This window comes from Hahella ganghwensis DSM 17046, from assembly GCF_000376785.1.
GTDB lineage: Bacteria > Pseudomonadota > Gammaproteobacteria > Pseudomonadales > Oleiphilaceae > Hahella > Hahella ganghwensis.
Window position 1 is genome coordinate 1 of sequence record NZ_AQXX01000143.1, and the last position, 16,886, is coordinate 16,886.

Below are 16,886 nucleotides of genomic sequence, written 5' to 3' on the forward strand. Positions count from 1 at the left end.
AAGGTGGTGAAGTTGCGACCAATCGGCTGGAAGACCAGGAGTTATCGGTGCTGGCACTGCACTTGTTGCAGATCTCTTTGGTTTACGTGAATACCTTGATGATCCAGCAGGTGCTTAACGAGCCAAACTGGTTGTCACGGATGAAACTGGAGGACTTCAGGGCGTTGACGCCGTTGATATACGCACATGTGAATCCCTATGGGATATTTGAGCTGGATATGAACACGAGACTGCCCATTGAAGTGGCCGCGTAAAAGTTGGCGGTTATCGCAGCTACCCGGTCACTACCCCTGGTATTGCTGCTTTCGCCAAATCCGTTGAGATCAAACACCATAACGTGATAACCCGCCCGGCGGAGAAACTCCGTATGTCCGTTTTTCATCCAGAATCCTTTCGCTATAGCTCCCATGGGGTGGACCATCAGTACTGCTCCTTTGATATCAGGTTGATCACTCTCACCCAACAGGCCGGAAAGAGTTGCGCCTGATCGACTTGCTACTCGAAAAGGTCTCCACTGAGTCTGATCAACATTATCGGGCCATTGCCAGGGTCTCTCGAATCGGCCGAAAAACGGCTTTTTAAAGTATCGGTAAAAGGTGTGTTTGAATTTCATGCCGTTGCCTTTTCATCAATTGTTAACTGATTTTGATCTGACCATGTGGGTGCTTAAATGCATGTGTGAAAGCTGAATAGTAGAAATAGCGAAGCTTTCTCACTATTGGCAAAAATGACAAATTACTTGCTAGAATTGCCTGACTTTGAGGATAACGTTAAAGGGGGGAATCATGAGAATTACGGTCCTAATGGCCGACAAGTGCTCTTCCACGAGTGTATCGGCCACTCTGGAGTTTTTTGAATGCGCCAATGTTCTGCACCAGTACTCGAATCGAAAAGTGACGTCTGATCCCCTGGACGTTGATCCTCTGTTTCAGTTGGAAACCGCTTCAGTAGACGGGTTACCTGTGTCTTGTACCGGTGGTTTGAATCTGTCACCGGGATCAAGTCTGGCGGAGGTGAGCGAACCTCAGTTGGTGATTGTTCCTGGCTTTATGTTTAATGTTTTATCGGTATTGCCGACGCTGGAGAGTGTTGGGGAGTGGTTGCAGGAAATGCACAGCCGGGGTTGTTATATTGCCAGTATGTGCACCGGCTCATTTATTACCGCACAAGCAGGGTTGTTGGATGGACGATATGCGACCACTCATTGGGCTTTTGCAGATCAGTTCAGCAAGCGATTTCCCCGAGTAAAACTACAGACCGAACGTACCGTGACAGATGATGGGCTGGTGATGTGTTCTGGTGGATCGACCAGTGGCAGTGATCTGCTGTTGCACCTGGTGCGGAAGTTTGCCTCTCCTCAACTGGCGTCCGAGTGCGCCAAAAACCTGCTGGTGGATAATGCTGTTAGAAGTCAGACTCCCTACTCAAGTACGACATTCAAAAAAAATCATACGGATGCTGAGATTCTGAAAGTGCAGATATGGTTTGAGAAAAACATCTCCCGTCATATTCAGATGGAGCAGATTGTCGATCAGTTTGGGTTTAGTATGCGCAATTTTATCCGGCGCTTTAAGGACGCGACTGACCAGACACCCAGTCAATACCTCCAGAATCTTCGAATTGAGCGTGCCAAACATCTGCTGGAAAGCAGCCGGGAATCTTTTGAGCGAATTACCTTGCATGTCGGCTATGAGGATGGCAATTCCTTCAGGCGTTTGTTCAGGGAAAAGGTCGGTTTGCCCCCCGGAGCCTATCGAAAGAAATTTGCCAGGGGTCGCATATCTGACGTCGTTGAAACTTATTGATTCGCGGAAGTCACCAGCTTTACTCCCAGCAATGTCATGACGCCGCCGGCAGCCCGATCTACCCAGGCTTTGTAACGTAGGTAGGCATTGCGGGGGCGGGAAGAGGATAATCCAAGGGCAACCAGGGTGTACCAACTGGTTTCTATGGTGAAAACAACCAGAATCGCGCCGATGCCCAAAGGCCAGCCGAAGTGTTGTGGCAGAAAGGCGGCGAAAACACTGGTGTAGATAATGGCCGCTTTGGGGTTACTGACTTGTGTTCCCAGAGCGATCCAGAAAGCTCGGGCCGGACTGTGTATGACAACGGGAGTGGAGGTCTCTGATATTCCTAAGGGGCTGGCGGCACTTTTCCAGATTTTGTAGCCAAGATAACCAAGGTATATGCCACCACCGAGTTTCAGTACCAGATACAGACTCGGAACTGCGGCGAATATGGCTTGCAGACCCGCCAGGGCAGCCAGTGCAAATAACACCCCGCCAATCCCCATGCCCAGCGCGGACAACAACCCATGAGTACGTGAAGAGGCAACTGATTCTCGAGCTACCATCAAAAAGCTTGGTCCAGGGCTGATCGCGCCAAATGCGATGGCTCCTGCGATACCGGCCAGGGGCAATAATTCCTGCATGAGAACCTCCTGAATAGTGAGTGGCGTTCTGGCAGTGTATTTGAGCCCTGCTGTTAGTTCAACAGACCTGTGAGAGGAGGCCGCTTTTGTTGATAGATATGTCAAAAAATGCATTATTTATGGCATATATTACCATCCTGCCTTGACCTTTCTGCGTCTAGAATCGCTACAAAATTAGGTTGTTTATTCCAAAATATGGTGAAAATATCCGGTTTCCAGCAACCATAAGGCTGGTATTTCGAGCGTAACAAGACGGAATCAGAGGTGACAGATCATGAAGATGCAAGCGCAAGACTTTCGGGCAATGAAGTCGACAAAGCCTATTGCGATGTTGACTGCCTATACATGTCCAGTAGCTCGCGGATTGGAGCAAGCGGGAATACCTGTGATCCTGGTGGGTGATACGGTCGGAATGGTGGAGATGGGTTTTGACAGCACCAGGGATGTAACCATTGAGCATATGGTATATCACATTGGTGCTGTTCGTCGTGGAGCGCCAAATACTCATATCATCGGGGACCTGCCCTACAATACAGATTGCAATCCTGAGGTAGCGTTGGAGAGTGCCCGTCGTTTGATGGCCGCCGGCGCAGATAGTGTGAAACTGGAAGGGCCAAAGGTTGAGGTGATTTCTCATCTGGTCAGACATGGCATTCCTGTTGTCGGCCACACCGGGCTCACCCCCCAAACGGCAAAGAGCTTTGCGAAAGTCGGGCGGACCGAAGGAGAAGCAAAAAGAATCAGGGAGGAGTCAGCGGCAATTCAGAACGCCGGCGCCTTTATGCTGGTACTGGAACATATTCCCTATGAACTGGCCAATCACATTACCAATACCTTGAGCATTCCAACCATTGGGATTGGCGCGGGGCCAAATTGTGATGGGCAGGTATTGGTCATCAATGACGCCCTCGGGCTCGGGGACTATTGGCCGCCGTTTTCCAAGCAGTACGCACATGTCAGTCAGTCCATACTGGAAGTGGCAAAAACCTTTTCCAGGGAAGTTGAGTCTTTGGAATTTCCAAACAATATCATTCAGTTCTCCAGTTCAGGAAGGCGTTAGCCCTTTCTCGAGCCGGACTTCTGACAAGTCGCTTCAAATTTTTACCCAAGAGGCCTGCAGCTATGCTGCGGGCCTCATCAATTCTGTAGATACACTGTTTATCTCGTAAGGCGCTGGTTAAACTATTGAAGTACTGCTATCAGAGCAGAGTTTTTACTATGGGCAAGTCAACGTATGAGCGTCAATAAAAAGGAATCATCGGAAAAAATACCCGAGCAACGAAACACCACGATCAGAAGAGAAATTCAATCATTGTTAGATGAGGGAGAGTATTCGATCAGTGAGTTGTCCAAACATGTGCGTAAGTCAGAAAAGGAAATATGCGATCACCTGGAACACCTGTTACGGACCAGAAGTGTGAGGCTGAACCCTGCCAGATGTCTGAAATGTGAATTTGTATTTGATGAGCGGTTGAAGGCAAATAAGCCGGGAAAATGCCCTAAATGCAAAGCAACTCACATAGAAGCGCCAACCTTTATCTCCAGCAAGTTATAAGAAGGCCTCACATTAAATGTTGATTCAAGAATACCGTTTGGAAAGGGCGCGGGAAATTGCAGATCTGTTCCATTCAGCTGTCCATGCAATCGATAACCGCCTGTATGATGCTGAGCAGAAAGAAGCCTGGGCACCGACTCCGCCTGATTATGCACTCTGGGCCAATCGCCTGGATTTAAAAAGACCTTTTCTGGCGATATTGGACGGCAGAGTCGCCGGTTTTATCGAACTGGATCCTGACGGCCACATAGATTGCACTTATACTCATCCCGGTTTTCAGCGTAGGGGAATAGCGACAAGTCTTTATCGTCATCTGGAAGGTGAAGCTCAATCAAGAGGAATGTCTCGTCTATATGTTGAGGCTTCAGAAATCGCATTACCCTTCTTTGAAAAGCACGGTTTCAGCCTGATCAGACAAAACAGATTGGAGCGTGGCGGTGTAATGCTGATCAACTACACCATGGAAAAATTTCTGTAAACCTGCTGTTAACAAGGAACCTTATGTTTGTCATTGAGATTGAGTACAAAGTTGAACTGGAACAAGTTGAGCCACTGATAGAGGAGCACTTTGCTTTTCTGGATAAGTATTACCAGAAGGGGCTGTTTGTAGTGTCCGGAAGAAAAGAACCGAGAACCGGCGGTATTATCATCGTAAAAAATGCCTCCCGCTCTGAGGTGGAAGAACTTATCAAAGAGGATTCCTTTTATCGGGAGAATGTTGCCGACTATAAGATCACCGAGTTTTTACCGGCGCGCGTAGGGCAGGGATTTGAGTCTCTCGCGACCTGAGTTAGATCCCCTTTAGGAAAAATAGGCAACTTGATTTAAGCAAAGGGAATCTATTATGGGGCTAAAGATTGCCGTAGCGCAGATCTCCTCGGTCAGAGGGGATGTCGAAGAAAATCTGGAAAGACATATACAGGCGTCCGTAAAGGCGGGTGAGTTGGGCGTGGACTATCTGGTATTTCCGGAATTGTCTTTAACCGGTTACGAGCCTGAACTGGCGGCAGAGCTTGCATTCACCTCCGATGATCTGCGTCTTAAGCCATTGATTGAAATCGCCGGGAAGCATCAAATGAGCTTGGCTGTGGGGGCTCCGATATCCGGTGCTACCCGGCCTTTGATTGGCACTATCCTTGTCAATCCATCTGGAACCATCGACATTTATTCCAAGATGCATATGCATTCTGGTGAAGATCAATACTTTATGGCTGGCAGTGAACACCTGATTGTATCGATAAAAAATACGCTGGTTGCCAATGCCATTTGTGCCGATACCAGCCACCCAGATCACGCAAAACTCTGTGCTGAAAAAGGCGCGAATGTTTATGCAGCAGGTGTCCTGATTTCTGAAGCGGGGTACCCCTCTGATTCCGCATTATTGCAGCAGTATTCAAAGATCCACAACATGCTGGTGGTTATGGCAAACCATAGTGGACCGACAGGAAACTGGAAGCCAATTGGGAAAAGTGCCATGTGGTGGAGAGGTGAGTTGCTTGCCATTGCAACAGAATCTGATTCATCCCTGGTGATTGCTGAATGCCAGGATGGAGCCTGGAAGGCGTTAGTGTCGATAATTTGATCACCTCGACTTCACCCTGATAACTAAGCTGTTGTCTTCTTTTGTTCGATGGTCCTGATGATCGAACCAGGTCTGTTGAGACTTTATATATGCACTATGAAACGTCAACAGAGCCTAATTAAACCTGGTAAGAAACGCGCAAATCTTTCGTTATGTGCATGAGGAGAGAGTATGGAAAAGTACATTGTGACAAAGGAAGAGATTGATGAGTATGAAGGGCTCAATAAAACTCATTTCTTGAACCCGAATGCTCAGCGGGTGAATAAGTCACTGGGGGATATGACTGGCTTGAGCCAGATTGGATTTCATCTCATCGAAATCGAGCCAGGGCATGAATCGACAGAACTGCATAAGCATTATCACGAAGAGGAATGCGTGTATATATTGGAGGGAGAGGCAGAAGCCACCATAGGGGATCAGATTTTCCCGGTAAAGGGAGGGGATTTCATTGGTTATCGAGCCGGCGGCGAACCTCACAAACTGATGAATTGTGGCAATACGATATTGAAATGCATTGTTGTAGGGCAGAGACTGGATCACGATGTGGCTGATTATACGAGTCTCAAGAAGAGGATATTCCGGAATAAAGGGCTGAAATGGAATTTGGTAGATATCGAGAATATTGAAGAGCCAACCGCAGGCCGAAAAGCCTGAGCGGGGAGCCGCCCCATCCCCGGGGAGTTAGGTAACCAAAAGACAAAGTACGTTAGTCATTATGATCGTACGTTAGTCGTAATGTCGTGATATTGCTTATTCGCAGGTCATAATAAACGTTATACTATAAAACGTTTTAATATCCTCCCAGTAAGGTGAGGTAGATGCCCTGGAAATAGGACAGAAGTGTTCATAAGTGACTGTCAGTAATAGTAACTAGGGAGTTTTGGAAGAGGGAGTTTTATGCAGAAGTTGGCAGAAAATTTATGGATATTTGATGGTGAACCGGTAACTTTTCTGGCCTGTCCGTTCACTACAAGGATGACGGTGATCAGGCTCTCAGATGGTAGTCTTTGGATTCACAGCCCGATTAAACTGGGGGCAGATCTTATGCAGTCCCTGTCGGCTCTGGGGCAGGTGCGCTATCTGATCGCTCCTAATCATTTGCATCATCTGTATCTGGATGAGTGGCAACAGGTTTTTCCAAAGGCCCTGACTTACGGCACAGATCAGGTCATCAAGAAAAGAGGTGATCTGAACTTCAATGGTTCCCTCGACCAGGAAGAGTCCTGGCCCTGGGCCGATGAAATTTCGCAGATGATGTTTACCGGTTCCCGCCTGATGCAGGAAACGGTATTTTTTCATTTGGAGTCCAGAACACTGATTGTGACGGATCTGATCGAAAATTTCCCTAAAGCTCATTTCAATTGGTGGCAAAGAGTGCTTGCAAAGGGCGTTGGGATATTGGCGCCTAATGGAAAAACCCCCCTCGATTGGCGTTTGAGTTTTAATAAAAAGCAGGCAAAAATCCATTTTGAAAAAATGAAATCCTGGGCGCCGGATAAAATAGTGCTGGCCCATGGAAATATTATCGAAAACAATGGTACTGAATTTTTAACACGTTCATTTGCCTGGGTGGGCGGATAGCTGGTAACTCTGAAGCCAACGTATCCAGTTGAATGAGCTAGCGAACTCAGTGCAGGAGAATCCGCAATGAATGAAACAGCCGGTCAGGAAAACGCTTCTTCCGCCAGCAATGCCAAAATTATCTATATTCTGTATTTGGTCAGTATCATATTCGGCCTGACGTCTATCGTCGGTCTGATTATGGCCTATATATACAAAAGTGATGCGCCGGAGTGGGTACAGACTCACTATCGGTTTCAGATCCGGACATTCTGGATTGGACTACTTTACGGGTTTATCGGAGTTGTACTCAGCTTTTTCGTGATCGGTTATCTTGTGTTGTTGTTTGTGCTGATCTGGCTGATCGTTCGTTGTGTCAAAGGGCTTAAAGCTCTTGACCAGAAGCAACCGGTAGCTGACCCTGCCAGTTGGATGTTCTGATTTTTTATCCCGGTTTTTGATGTCTTTCATCCTGGGGAAGCTGGATCCTGGTACCTGCTTTCCCCCTTCATATCTTCCGTTTTCTTCAGTTAACGATCTCCAGTTGTTCCAGTTGCTGCCTTATATGACATACTGTTCATTTTTGGGGCTACACTTTTTTGATAGCCGCATAGTTTTTTGGGTGTAGGCTTCAGAAATAAATCTCAAAAAATTAATGGATTGAGAGAGGCATAGGGAGCTGGTTCAGAAATTCAGTTAGGTCTGTCCGTCGGTAAACGATCTTGCATAAGTGGCTCTGGTTAGGTTTCCTACTTTATACAGGTTCTTTGGTTCCATGGACGTTGGCCGTTGGTATGCCCGGCACCAGTTTATTTTTTCGTCAGCCCCGATAACGAGGCGCTGGCTGAACGGCTTCAGACTGGATTACGGCGGCTGATTCTCAATGGAGAGTTTGACCGCCTGTTGACAGGGCATGTGAGTCATCAGCAGGCATTTAAACAGATGCAATTGGAAAAGCGCACCATCATCCGGTTACGAAACCCTGATCTTCCCCCTGAAACCCCTCTCGACGATGCTTCGCTCTGGTGGGATCAGTCTTTGTTTATACCGGAGTGATGATTTCCCTGTATCAGCTGTTCAGGAAGTCTTCGCGTTTGAGTCCGTAACGCTGCATTTTCTGGTTTAGAGTTCGTCTGGGGAGATCCAAAACTTCCATGACCTGAAATATATTACCTTTACTGCGTGAGAGTTCAGCTTTCAGTATGGCTTTTTCATAGTCTGCCATGCGTTGATTCAGGGAAGAGCCGGTTTCTTCCGGCAATACTATTTTTCCACTGAGCATTTCCTGGAGAGGAACCTCCTGAAATTCCCGTCCAAGCAAATAACGTTCAGCCAGATTTTTTAGTTCACGTACATTGCCTGGCCAGTCATGGGTTTCCAGGATGATCCATTCCTCACTGGATACCTCCGGTGTTTCTTTGTTGTGTTTAGCGGCAGCCTGTCTGAGGAAGTGCGCAAACAGAGGAGCGATATCTTCTTTACGCTCACGTAATGCAGGGATACGGATTTCGGCCACCATTAGTCGATAATACAAGTCACTCCGGAAGCGACCGTCCACGGCTGCCTGCTGCAGGTTTTCCTTGGTCGCAGAAATTACTCTTACATTGAGAGAAACACTCTGGTGTGAGCCCAGACGAATGACTTCGCGCTCCTGCAGAACTCGTAATACTTTGACCTGGAAATGCATTGGCATGCTTTCAATTTCATCCAGGAACAGGGTTCCTTTATTGGCGAATTCAAACTTACCGGGCTGGGACTTCTGAGCGCCGGTGAAGGCGCCGGCAACATGGCCGAAAAGTTCACTTTCAATCAATTGTTCAGGAATGGCGGCGACATTAATGGGCACGAACGGGTGTTTTTGACGTTTGCCGAAATCGTGAAGACACCTGGCAACCAGTTCCTTGCCGGTACCGGTATCGCCCTGGATAAGCACATCCACATCCAGCTGGGCCAGTTCACCGATCTGCTGCCGCAGACGCTTGATTGCCGGGGAATCACCAATCAGGACTGATTCCAACCCCTGCTGATGCTCCAATACCTGCTTTAAATGCTGATTTTCCAAGTATAGTTTACGCTGGGTACAGGCGCGTTTAACCGCATCAACCAGGCGAGTTGGTTGGAATGGTTTCTCAATAAAGTCGTAAGCCCCTTTCTTCATTGCAGAGACGGCCATTGAGATATCGCCATGACCAGTGATCAGGAGCAGAGGGATCGAGCGGGGAATTTTTTCCAGCAACTCCATGCCATCCATACCTGGCATTTTGACATCAGATACAATGGCCCCACTGAACGCTTCGTCGATATTTTTCAGTGCAACTTCCGCGGAAGCCCATGCCTGGACGGTGAAGCCTGCCAGAGTCAACCACTCATCCAGCGCCTCTCTGACGGATTGGTCGTCATCAATAATATAAACCAGGTTTGTCATAGCCCACTCTTCCGGTACCCGTTATTCGTCAATAGAAGAGCCTGCTGAAGGAACTTCTGACGCATCTTTTCTTAAAGGCAGTATCAGTGTGAACTCACTGCCTTCCCCTTCAGTGCTGGAGACGCTGATTGCGCCTTGCATATCCTGCAAAAGGCTGTAGCTGATGGCCAGTCCCAGGCCCAATCCTTTTCCTCCTGTCTTTGTGGTATAGAAAGGATCGAACAAATGGTCCATCTGATCCTGGTTCATACCGCTGCCGTTGTCGCGGACTTTCACCCAGGCTTTGTCTACCACGCACATGGCATTCAGCACAATTTTAGGAGATTCAACGTCCTTGACCGCGTCGAGTGCATTATCCAGCAGGTTGACCAATACCTGTTCCAGCATGTTCTGGTCTGCAACGACCGTAATCGGCTTGCTGAATAGCACTTCCGTATCAACCTGTAAGTCCCGAATGCGGTGCTCCATGACTTCCAGGGCATAGCGCATGGCGGCTTCCAGCGAGACATCCTGCAGGGTTAGTCGGCGAATGGCCGCAAAAGTTTTCAACTGCGAGGAAATGCGCGCTATACGGTGTACCAGACCCTCCATCTTATCGAAGGTCTGTTCACTTTTATCAGATTTTCCCTCCGCCAGATATAGTCTGCCGGTTGCGACATAGCTCGAAAGTGCGGTAAGCGGTTGATTCAGTTCATGGGCAATGGCCGCGGACATACGACCCATTGCTGATAACTTTCTCTCCTGCATCAGAGCTTCCTGCATGACTCTCAACTCTTCCGAACGCTGTTCCACTCTGGCTTCCAATTCCTCATTGGCTTTGACCAGCTCTGCTTCTGCCGCCTTAAGCTCGCTGACGTCGTGTACAGAGAGCAGGTATTCCCGTGCGGGGCCGGTCTTAATCATGCTAAGACTGTACAGCAGCGGGAACTCCGTGCCGTCATTGCGACTACCCCTGGCTTCCAGGCTTTCTTCTGAAATCTGACTGATCCATGGGTGCAGGAGTTGCTCAGGGTTGATTGGCAAAATATCGTTTAGGTGTTCCTGGTCCATGCCAAACAGTTCAATGGCTTTGGGGTTTACCTCTGTGATTTCCAGACATTCATTCAGAGTCATCAGGCCCGCGTTGGTGTTTTCAATAATGGATCTCTGGTGGGCTTCTGATTCCTCAGTGACTCTCAAAAGCGCTAGTTCAGCCTGTCGTTTTCGCAGAATCTCGCGGTAATACAGGGCAATAAATATCGCCAGTAATAGAGTGCCGAATGATACGACGGCGGCCACAAACGCCAGATTATTAATGTCCTGCAGTGAAACAAGACGGTGGATATTCCACGGCAACCTTTTTACGGGCTGTGAAAACAGCAGAAACTCGTCGTCATCCAGACTGACTTTTCCGGGGGTGTTGGCAGATGCAGGCAGGAAATTCAGGGACGTGACGCCGCCGCTGCCATATTGTTTGGTTGAATTGAGTTCTCTGGCGACCGATTCATTGATGGGCGTCAGGGACCGGTAAATGACTTTAGGATCTGAGGACAAGAAGATAACGTCGTTAGGTCCACTTAGCCAGACATTGTCTCCAGAGGCCACCCAGCTTTGCTGAAGCGGTGTAAGGTCAACCTTAACCACCGCCACCCCAAGGATTTCCTCCCCATTTCCCCAGATTGGGGCGGATATGAACAGCCCCGCTTTACCGGTGGTTACGCCCACGGCGTAATAAAAGCCGGTTTTTCCCTGCATGGCATCGGCAAAATACGGGCGAAAAGCATAAGAGCGCCCGACAAAACTGGTGGCATCCTGATAATTGCTGGAAGCTAGGGTGATACCCTCGGCGTTCATGATAAATATCTCATCGGAATCGGCTGCCAGATTGTATTTATCCAGGAGTCCGGAAATGCCCTGATTAATTTGATTGTTCTTCAGCAGCAGATTAAATCTTGGATCGAAGGTAAGAATGGCGGGAAAGTATTCGAATTTTTCAACGGTTGTCAGCAAGCCACTTTGGTATACACCCAGTAGTTGTGACGATTCCTGCCTGTAATTATTGATAATCAGATGGCGAGCGGTATAAAAAGTAATTAGTGTGGCGGCCAGAAGGAGAATTATTACCAGGGCCCGTATTACATGATGTCTGAACATACTGCGAAATGCCCGTTGTTAAGGTTGATGTAATCGCATATGACAACGCGCTATTACCCGAACGGGTGCTCTGGCGAATCGGATGCAGGACAACGATTTTGCTGACTGAGTGTGATTAGGCATGGCTGTTATGGTTGTTGTTCATGTGAACAGGCTCTGTATGAGTCCATTATAGGTGAAAGTGTCTGCCACTGGCGAAAGACCGGGGAAGACGGCCCCGGTCTTATCAGGTCAGGTTTACTGGTTCAGCTCTTTCAGCAATGATTGATTAACCTTGAATATCGGAGCCGGGTCATACTGTAAAGGAATCTCCGAAATATTTTCCCCTTTTATCAGCCGATCTACGATATTGGCAGCCAGCCTACCTAGGGTTTCGTAATCTGCTACCGTCCCCATCAGACAGCCGTGCTTCATATATTGTGCAACGGCGCATATTGTGGGCATTCTGGCTTCATTAAGCAGCGGCATGATCTTATTCGCTTTGGAAATCATAAAGCTGTCCGGTGGCAAGTAAACCGCATCTACCTCCTGGAGATTGAGTATCGGTTTCAGGTCTTCCTGCCAGATTTTTTCATCTGGTCTGACCCTGACCGGCAGTATAGAAAATCCCAGCTCCTGACCGAGAGCCTTAAGTTGCCCAATGATCAGAGCACTGTTGATTTCCCTGGGGTTATAGGGGATGGCCAAACTTTTGAATTTCAGAAGCGTTCTTGCGTTAGCAATCTGTTTATCAGCGGGCACAGTATTGGTAACGCCGATAATGTTGTCGATTCCCATCAGTCCGTTGCTCACCAGCGATGAACCCAGGGGATCGGCAACAATATTGAAAACCTGTGGCCGTTCACCGTTGAGAAAGGTTTTGACCGTCTCAGAAACTGTGGTGCCGAAGGTATAGACGTAATCATAGTGATTCAGGTTGGGTTGCAGTCTTTGCCTGAGGATGTGAGCAAGTTGTTTGCGATCCTGGCCGGCATCAAATACATCAATTGCCGGTTGATGCCCGAGACGATTCAGTTCGCTGATAAAACTCCTTTCAGCAATGGTTTCTCCTCTCCATACCACCATAGCAATATTCATCGAAAACGCTTTGCCGACGAAGCAAAGCGTTATGATCAATAGAATCACCCTTGTATAGGTTTTCATTGTTGTGTCCTCTTCGTGCTTGGCTCTTTGTCCTTCGCTCGCTGAAGTAGGGAAGAGCCTTGATTATCAGAAGTCCCTTTGCTGTCTTCTTGCGCCCCCTGGTCGCCAGGCATCTCTTCTTTTGGAGTGGTCCTGGTTTTAGATCAGAGCCTGGCCTGGCTTATTGGTTTTTATCTGGTGTTGATTGTTTATTCTGGGTATCTCCCCCAAGATCGAGGATGAAGGCTCTTTCACTGCTGGAAAAAGGCCTGGGTTCGATGTCATCGCTTCGACACTCAGTGGTTGAGGGAGGATCAGGGAGATTCTGCTCAGAGAACTTGAGAGAAGAGTCGCTTTAATAGCGTCATTTAACATGTGATATAAACCTCTTGTTGTTGTTTTGGTTATGTAGATGAAAGATGCAAGAGGTTTATTACAATTCTCGTGCCCATTAAGGGATATTCTTATTTCATTGAAAAGCAAAGGGAAAAAATATTTGGCCGACACTTGATAGGAAAATTTTCGCTTATTCACTGAGATGCAGTAGCAAGATTTTGCTTACAAGGTGTCATTTTTTTGCTTTGATTAGGTTGGCCGAAGCGAGGCTCAAGCAGCAGGAAGCATGTCAATTGAGAAGCCGAAAGCTTTGATAGGCCTCCATGTGATGAAAACATGGAGGCTCTGGATGTCATCGTCAGGGGGGCGTGACAACAGCGTTTATTAAAGAAAACCGGTTGTTAAACGATTGTCTGGTCATAATCGGCTCTAACTGATGATGGGTTAGAATATCCTGTGCCCGACCATCACGGAATATCTCTTTTAAAGCGCGATTAAAACGGTTCACCAGCTTTCTAGGGGTGTGCTCTTTGATAAAGCCAATATAGTAGTTCAGTTGTTTTTGATGCATGGAGTAACGCAGGTTGGATATCCCCAGTTCCTGGATCATGGCATAGCCTACATCTCTGTTCGAATATACTGAGTCAATTTTGCTTTCGCTGAGTTGCCTGAAAGCCATTTTGTCATCTTCATACATACTGATTCGCATGCTGGGCATGGCTTTTTGAATCTTCTGCAGTGAGTTTGCAAGGTTTGAGGGTCCGTACACGCCGACATTATGGTGCTGGAATTCTGTCAGGGTTTTCGGTTCATCCGCCGATTTTGTGTTGGTGAAAAAGCCGTACTCCCCCCGGATGATGGGAAGTGAGTAGTATAGCCAATGGTTTCTTTCTTCATTCCAGCCCACCACAAAAAGACCATGGGCTTTGCCCGCTTTGGCCTCACGAATTGCAGTTGGCCATTCCAGAAGGTTGAACCGGCATTCTATATTGGCAGTGGCGCAGGCGAGCCTGACTATTGCTGTCGCCGGACCTGAAACCTTGCCATCCTCCTGATAGGTGAATGGGCGGAAATCCTGTGTATTAAAGATCAAAGTGTTGGATGGATCGAATGCCTGGCAGGTTGTAGTCACGAAAATTGTAAGCATCAGGAAGATGGCCTTCATGAGTTGTCTCCTTTCGCTGTCCCCATGTCAGAGGAATCATTACAAGTGAGTGTTGCTATCCCTGGAATGAATATCGGTAAGAGATTGTCTGTTTCATGGATAAGGCAGGTACAAAACGGGCCCATTGGAAAAAAGAGGCGGCGTTTCACCGCCCCAAAAGGGTCGCGCTTCAGCTACCCGGCGCCAGTCGACTTTGAGAGCTTTCTGATGACTGGCGCGAGTTGTCTTATTTCAAGAAGGGAGCCTGTCACAGGCTGGTAGTATTTGTGATGTTGAGGTAAACGGTGATCAACATGTTTTTGGAGGAACATTAGTCAGTACCTGAAATATTTTTATTGTGATGTCTTTGGTTACACAGTTTTGGAAGATTGGCTCTTGTGTATTGTCTATGACCTATCGGTTCTCACAGATTGATAAGAGCGACAATCGTGCCAACATGTATGATTGGTTAACTGGTTGATTTAGAAATAATATTGAAATACCGACTAAATGCGGTCGGCGTTACAACGCCGACGTGGAGATAAGGGTAAGCAAAAAATGGCCGAGGGAGTCTAGGGAACCTTGAAAAACTACCTGCGTTGCTATTGTTGTGTCACAAGTTGCTTCTGACGGCCTCGCCGACGCTTCTCAGAACTTCCCTTGCTTGACATGCTGGTTGGTATCGTCTGATGGAATGCGATCCTACTGACAATACTCGTTGGTGCCTCGCAGCCACTGGGTATCGTCCAGATACAGTTTGTCGTTGTATAGACTCAAAGCGTAGCGAGCCTGCTCGCCTCCCGGGCCGGACTCTGTCCATTCACTGTCACCGGTGCTGCCTTCGAACTGATATCCTGGACCATATTGGAGTATCAGGATGCCTTGGCCTGGCAATGAGCCCTCTGCCCGCCACCGGCCTGTACCCTGGCTGCCATAAGCGCCGCTGGCGCCTCCGCCATAGCCACCGGAGTCGCCTGAAGTGTGAAATTGCCCGTTACTACATAGCCACAACTCTTGCTTTTCATGATAACCGGAGCCTGAATAGTAGCGGGCAATATATCGACCGCGCATATAGTCCTGCCAGCTTCCGCTACCGCCATTGGAAGTGGCGGATTGTTTTGGCTGAAAGAATTGCAGATTCATTGCGGTGTCTTTCGCCGTGCTCCAGACCGCGGCTGGATTTTGGCTTGGAGTGAGAGTAATCAAGGCCACAGACAGGCCGTTTGATCCAGTTCTGCCGACGATTCTCGCTTTCAGTTCGGGTCGCGCCGGCACCTGATAATCTGCAATAACCAGATCCCCCTCTGATCTAGGCATGGAAGAAGGGACCAATTGCACACCGGCATCCAGCGGAATGCTTTGGGACATGGTTTGTTGCAGTTGAGCTGCGGACATCTGCTCAGCATACAGTAGGATGGTGGCCTGCAGAGCCGAAGATTCCATGACAAAGAAAGATGAGCCTGCAGGGAGTGCTCCCTGCCACCCCTGCGGGATGGTCACACCAAGCCCAATGCCGGATGACTGGACCTGGGTACCTCCCTGATACATCTGATTGGTTTGTATTTCCACTGAGGATGCTGGCGGGGAAGTAAACAAACACAGACTGATGAGCAGCAGGATGAATGATTTCTGCGGCGATATGAGGACAGAGATATGTCTGACAGGCTTGCTCATAACCTTCTCCTCTGATTGCTGGATCTTTTAATCGCAGCATTCTGGATAGATGAAGATGTTCTTGATACTGACAAGCAATCTCAGACAATAAATCACTGCACTTGCTGTAATGCAAGTATTATTCGCGCGATGCCCTGAAATCAGTGGTGATGGTTGCCCCCAAGTGCGTTGCCGTGTTCGTCATAAAAGCCTGACGCACCGTGAGAAATGAAGCCCAGATTGATAAGGTTGAGCAGAAACGGATCACTCTCGTTATCACCAATATCTACATAGTCAGTCAACTGGTAGCCGTCATAGGAATGGAATATGGCTTTTACCTGAACTTCATTGGTAAACAGATCTGTCAGGTGCCATAGCAGATTCTGGTTTTGTTGCTCAACACTGTAGGATTGCACAAGTTTGAGTTCTGGTAGCCAAGACAATTCGATCTTGGTTTCTCCATTCTTTATTTGATATTTTTCCACTCGTTCGCATCCTGTTCCCTCTGTCGAAACGAGTGCCATAGCGTCTTTTTGCTGGTCTGAGATCAACTGGAATTTTCCCTGCCAGTTTTTATCCCCTTTTCCGTTATTGATATCTTCGGGCTGGTATTCGATTCCGCGCTTGGCCGATTCGAAATAGCGGATCGGACGAATGCGGCCGTCCCGAACCTGATTCCAGATTTCAGTGATTTGTTCCTGGGGATATTGATGTGCCACTTCCTGGTCATTGCGCCACAAATACATGGTGCGATCAGGCGTCCCAACCTTGCTGGTAATGAAGTACTTGGCTCCGATATGCATGGGATTGAGGTTGCATTCAGTGGTCGGTGCTGTATATCCCAGCAGTCCCGCCATAATGGCAGCGATTAGTTGCATTTGTGACTCCGCAAGCAAGAATGATCAGTTCGGCAGACCATTGGATTCTTTCCATCTGCCTGCCTGT

At 48.0% G+C, this 16,886-nt stretch carries 19 protein-coding genes; 11 read left to right on the plus strand and 8 right to left on the minus strand.

Annotated features, from left to right (window positions below; genetic code table 11):
* Positions 1 to 254: Tn3 family transposase (locus F566_RS34460; RefSeq protein WP_020406420.1), on the plus strand; the 254-nt coding region annotated here is incomplete at its 5' end.
* On the opposite strand, the gene F566_RS37085 is transcribed toward F566_RS34460, so the two are convergent.
* Entirely contained in the window at positions 197 to 613 is a 417-nt protein-coding gene (locus F566_RS37085; RefSeq protein ID WP_157497191.1) for an alpha/beta fold hydrolase, read from the minus strand. The genes F566_RS34460 and F566_RS37085 overlap by 58 nt on opposite strands.
* Positions 614 to 785: 172 nt before the next feature.
* Here F566_RS37085 and F566_RS0129055 point away from each other — a divergent pair, with 172 nt between their 5' ends.
* A complete protein-coding gene (locus tag F566_RS0129055) occupies positions 786 to 1,805 on the plus strand; it encodes a GlxA family transcriptional regulator (RefSeq protein WP_020410571.1) in 1,020 nt (339 codons plus the stop codon).
* Here the strand turns inward: F566_RS0129055 and F566_RS0129060 are convergent.
* A complete protein-coding gene (locus F566_RS0129060) occupies positions 1,799 to 2,431 on the minus strand; it encodes a LysE family translocator (RefSeq protein WP_020410572.1) in 633 nt (210 codons plus the stop codon). The two genes, F566_RS0129055 and F566_RS0129060, sit on opposite strands and share 7 nt — an antisense overlap.
* A gap of 274 nt (positions 2,432 to 2,705) precedes the next feature.
* Between F566_RS0129060 and panB the strand changes: the two genes are divergently transcribed.
* From panB to F566_RS0129105, 9 genes are all read left to right on the plus strand, one after another.
* Positions 2,706 to 3,491 carry a 3-methyl-2-oxobutanoate hydroxymethyltransferase gene (gene panB / locus F566_RS0129065; protein ID WP_020410573.1) on the plus strand — a complete coding sequence of 262 codons (786 nt, stop codon included), beginning with the start codon at positions 2,706 to 2,708 and terminating at the stop codon, positions 3,489 to 3,491.
* A gap of 174 nt (positions 3,492 to 3,665) precedes the next feature.
* Positions 3,666 to 3,986, plus strand: coding sequence for an ArsR family transcriptional regulator (locus F566_RS0129070; protein WP_020410574.1), 321 nt, complete (start codon positions 3,666 to 3,668; stop codon positions 3,984 to 3,986).
* A gap of 16 nt (positions 3,987 to 4,002) precedes the next feature.
* Positions 4,003 to 4,464: a GNAT family N-acetyltransferase gene (locus F566_RS0129075; protein ID WP_020410575.1), complete on the plus strand. Its 462-nt coding sequence runs from the start codon at positions 4,003 to 4,005 to the stop codon at positions 4,462 to 4,464.
* A gap of 23 nt (positions 4,465 to 4,487) precedes the next feature.
* The gene (locus F566_RS0129080; RefSeq protein ID WP_020410576.1) at positions 4,488 to 4,775 is read left to right on the plus strand and encodes a YciI family protein; all 288 of its coding nucleotides are present in this window, start codon (positions 4,488 to 4,490) and stop codon (positions 4,773 to 4,775) included.
* Positions 4,776 to 4,830: 55 nt separating this feature from the next.
* Positions 4,831 to 5,568, plus strand: a complete 738-nt coding sequence (locus tag F566_RS34465) for a carbon-nitrogen hydrolase family protein (protein WP_020410577.1) — start codon at positions 4,831 to 4,833, stop codon at positions 5,566 to 5,568.
* A 171-nt stretch (positions 5,569 to 5,739) separates the two neighbouring features.
* Positions 5,740 to 6,222: a cupin domain-containing protein gene (locus F566_RS0129090; RefSeq protein ID WP_020410578.1), complete on the plus strand. Its 483-nt coding sequence runs from the start codon at positions 5,740 to 5,742 to the stop codon at positions 6,220 to 6,222.
* A gap of 243 nt (positions 6,223 to 6,465) precedes the next feature.
* Entirely contained in the window at positions 6,466 to 7,149 is a 684-nt protein-coding gene (locus F566_RS0129095; RefSeq protein WP_020410579.1) for a DUF4336 domain-containing protein, read from the plus strand.
* Between the two features lie 66 nt (positions 7,150 to 7,215).
* Positions 7,216 to 7,569, plus strand: a complete 354-nt coding sequence (locus tag F566_RS0129100; RefSeq protein WP_020410580.1) for a DUF4870 family protein — start codon at positions 7,216 to 7,218, stop codon at positions 7,567 to 7,569.
* A gap of 348 nt (positions 7,570 to 7,917) precedes the next feature.
* Positions 7,918 to 8,184: a hypothetical protein gene (locus F566_RS0129105; protein WP_020410581.1), complete on the plus strand. Its 267-nt coding sequence runs from the start codon at positions 7,918 to 7,920 to the stop codon at positions 8,182 to 8,184.
* A 13-nt stretch (positions 8,185 to 8,197) separates the two neighbouring features.
* Here the strand turns inward: F566_RS0129105 and F566_RS0129110 are convergent, their stop codons facing one another.
* The 6 genes from F566_RS0129110 to F566_RS0129140 form a co-directional block, all read right to left on the minus strand.
* Positions 8,198 to 9,553 carry a sigma-54-dependent transcriptional regulator gene (locus tag F566_RS0129110; protein ID WP_020410582.1) on the minus strand — a complete coding sequence of 452 codons (1,356 nt, stop codon included), beginning with the start codon at positions 9,551 to 9,553 and terminating at the stop codon, positions 8,198 to 8,200.
* A 21-nt stretch (positions 9,554 to 9,574) separates the two neighbouring features.
* Positions 9,575 to 11,686, minus strand: coding sequence for a sensor histidine kinase (locus F566_RS0129115; RefSeq protein WP_020410583.1), 2,112 nt, complete (start codon positions 11,684 to 11,686; stop codon positions 9,575 to 9,577).
* Between the two features lie 237 nt (positions 11,687 to 11,923).
* A complete protein-coding gene (locus F566_RS0129120) occupies positions 11,924 to 12,829 on the minus strand; it encodes an ABC transporter substrate-binding protein (protein ID WP_020410584.1) in 906 nt (301 codons plus the stop codon).
* A gap of 673 nt (positions 12,830 to 13,502) precedes the next feature.
* Entirely contained in the window at positions 13,503 to 14,309 is an 807-nt protein-coding gene (locus F566_RS0129130; RefSeq protein WP_020410587.1) for a substrate-binding periplasmic protein, read from the minus strand.
* Between the two features lie 681 nt (positions 14,310 to 14,990).
* Positions 14,991 to 15,962: a hypothetical protein gene (locus F566_RS0129135; RefSeq protein ID WP_020410588.1), complete on the minus strand. Its 972-nt coding sequence runs from the start codon at positions 15,960 to 15,962 to the stop codon at positions 14,991 to 14,993.
* A gap of 140 nt (positions 15,963 to 16,102) precedes the next feature.
* Positions 16,103 to 16,819: a hypothetical protein gene (locus F566_RS0129140; RefSeq protein ID WP_020410589.1), complete on the minus strand. Its 717-nt coding sequence runs from the start codon at positions 16,817 to 16,819 to the stop codon at positions 16,103 to 16,105.
* Positions 16,820 to 16,886: the final 67 nt, after the last annotated feature.

What these genes read in the sequence shown, in the direction of transcription:
- F566_RS37085 (WP_157497191.1), bottom strand. Translation starts at nt 613, where the DNA reads ATGAAATTCAAACACACCTTTTACCGATACTTTAAAAAGCCGTTTTTC.
- F566_RS0129055 (WP_020410571.1), top strand. Translation starts at nt 786, where the DNA reads ATGAGAATTACGGTCCTAATGGCCGACAAGTGCTCTTCCACGAGTGTA.
- F566_RS0129060 (WP_020410572.1), bottom strand. Translation starts at nt 2,431, where the DNA reads ATGCAGGAATTATTGCCCCTGGCCGGTATCGCAGGAGCCATCGCATTT.
- panB (WP_020410573.1), top strand. Translation starts at nt 2,706, where the DNA reads ATGAAGATGCAAGCGCAAGACTTTCGGGCAATGAAGTCGACAAAGCCT.
- F566_RS0129070 (WP_020410574.1), top strand. Translation starts at nt 3,666, where the DNA reads ATGAGCGTCAATAAAAAGGAATCATCGGAAAAAATACCCGAGCAACGA.
- F566_RS0129075 (WP_020410575.1), top strand. Translation starts at nt 4,003, where the DNA reads ATGTTGATTCAAGAATACCGTTTGGAAAGGGCGCGGGAAATTGCAGAT.
- F566_RS0129080 (WP_020410576.1), top strand. Translation starts at nt 4,488, where the DNA reads ATGTTTGTCATTGAGATTGAGTACAAAGTTGAACTGGAACAAGTTGAG.
- F566_RS34465 (WP_020410577.1), top strand. Translation starts at nt 4,831, where the DNA reads ATGGGGCTAAAGATTGCCGTAGCGCAGATCTCCTCGGTCAGAGGGGAT.
- F566_RS0129090 (WP_020410578.1), top strand. Translation starts at nt 5,740, where the DNA reads ATGGAAAAGTACATTGTGACAAAGGAAGAGATTGATGAGTATGAAGGG.
- F566_RS0129095 (WP_020410579.1), top strand. Translation starts at nt 6,466, where the DNA reads ATGCAGAAGTTGGCAGAAAATTTATGGATATTTGATGGTGAACCGGTA.
- F566_RS0129100 (WP_020410580.1), top strand. Translation starts at nt 7,216, where the DNA reads ATGAATGAAACAGCCGGTCAGGAAAACGCTTCTTCCGCCAGCAATGCC.
- F566_RS0129110 (WP_020410582.1), bottom strand. Translation starts at nt 9,553, where the DNA reads ATGACAAACCTGGTTTATATTATTGATGACGACCAATCCGTCAGAGAG.
- F566_RS0129115 (WP_020410583.1), bottom strand. Translation starts at nt 11,686, where the DNA reads ATGTTCAGACATCATGTAATACGGGCCCTGGTAATAATTCTCCTTCTG.
- F566_RS0129120 (WP_020410584.1), bottom strand. Translation starts at nt 12,829, where the DNA reads ATGAAAACCTATACAAGGGTGATTCTATTGATCATAACGCTTTGCTTC.
- F566_RS0129130 (WP_020410587.1), bottom strand. Translation starts at nt 14,309, where the DNA reads ATGAAGGCCATCTTCCTGATGCTTACAATTTTCGTGACTACAACCTGC.
- F566_RS0129135 (WP_020410588.1), bottom strand. Translation starts at nt 15,962, where the DNA reads ATGAGCAAGCCTGTCAGACATATCTCTGTCCTCATATCGCCGCAGAAA.
- F566_RS0129140 (WP_020410589.1), bottom strand. Translation starts at nt 16,819, where the DNA reads ATGCAACTAATCGCTGCCATTATGGCGGGACTGCTGGGATATACAGCA.